We start from the raw sequence: 1,022 nt of genomic DNA, 5'->3' as shown, positions 1-1,022 counted from the left end.
ACCGGTTCCTGGAGCTTCTTGACGTGCCACAGCAGCAGAATGGTCGCCACGGCAATGATGGCGGTGGGGATGTCGACGATCGAGCGCTTCGCGATGACGAGGACAGAGCCCGTGATCGCGCCGACGGCCGCTGCCGTGATGCCGTCGACGAACGCCTTGACGTCGGCCCGGTGACCGTATTTCTTGACGTAGGGCGCCGGGATGATGGTGAACAGATAGCAGGGCAGGAAGGTGCCGAGCGCGGCGACGAATGCGCCGGGGAAGCCTGCGACCAGGTAACCGATAAAGCCGACCGTGATCACGACCGGCCCCGGCGTGATCATCGCGACCGCGACGGCGTCGATGAACTGCTTGTCGTTGAGCCAGTGATGCTCGGTCACGACACCGCCGTACAGAAACGGCACGATCGCGAGCCCCGACCCGAACACGAATGCGCCGGCTTTCGCGAAGAACACGCCGATCTGCGCGAGTTGCGGCAGATCGATGCCGCTCAACAGGCCGCTAGCCGCCGGCAGGTTGGCACCCGCGAGCGCGCTCAGTCCGCCCTTGTGCAACCATTTGGGTGGCGCACGCCAAAACCAGCCGATCACCCCGGCGACGATGAAGAGCCATGCGATTTCCGATTCCGTGATGAACGTCACGGCAGCGAGCGTCAGGAAGATGGCCCAAAGAAGCTTGTCGTTGCCGACGGTCTTGGTGGTGAGCTTGTAGGCGCTCATCGCGATGATGCCGACCACCGCGGCGCCAACTCCGTAGAAGACCGCCTGCATCCACGACAGGCCTCCGAAGTGCGCGTACGCGAATCCGAGCCCAAGGACCATCAGGAACGACGGCAGGACGAACGCGAGCCCGACGAGGGTCGCGCCGAGGATCCGGTAGTGGATGAAGCCGAGATAGATCGCGAGCTGGGCGGCCATCGGACCCGGTGCGAGCTGGGCCAGCGTGAGTCCCTCCTTGTAGTCGGCCTCCGTGATCCAGCCGCGCTTCTCGACGAGATCGCGACGCATATAGCCGGCGAGCGC

At 64.7% G+C, this 1,022-nt stretch carries 1 protein-coding gene; it reads right to left on the bottom strand.

All coding sequences use genetic code 11. The features are described from left to right. Nucleotides 1–1,022, bottom strand: a 1,022-nt coding sequence (locus OEJ37_RS34795) for a chromate transporter (RefSeq protein ID WP_263349523.1), incomplete at both ends; no start/stop codon positions are given.

Origin of the sequence: Burkholderia sp. BKH01 (genome assembly GCF_025685725.1) — a bacterium.
Taxonomy (GTDB): domain Bacteria; phylum Pseudomonadota; class Gammaproteobacteria; order Burkholderiales; family Burkholderiaceae; genus Burkholderia; species Burkholderia pyrrocinia_C.
Note: the sequence above shows the minus strand (reverse complement) of the source record. Positions and strands in the feature narration are given on the sequence as shown.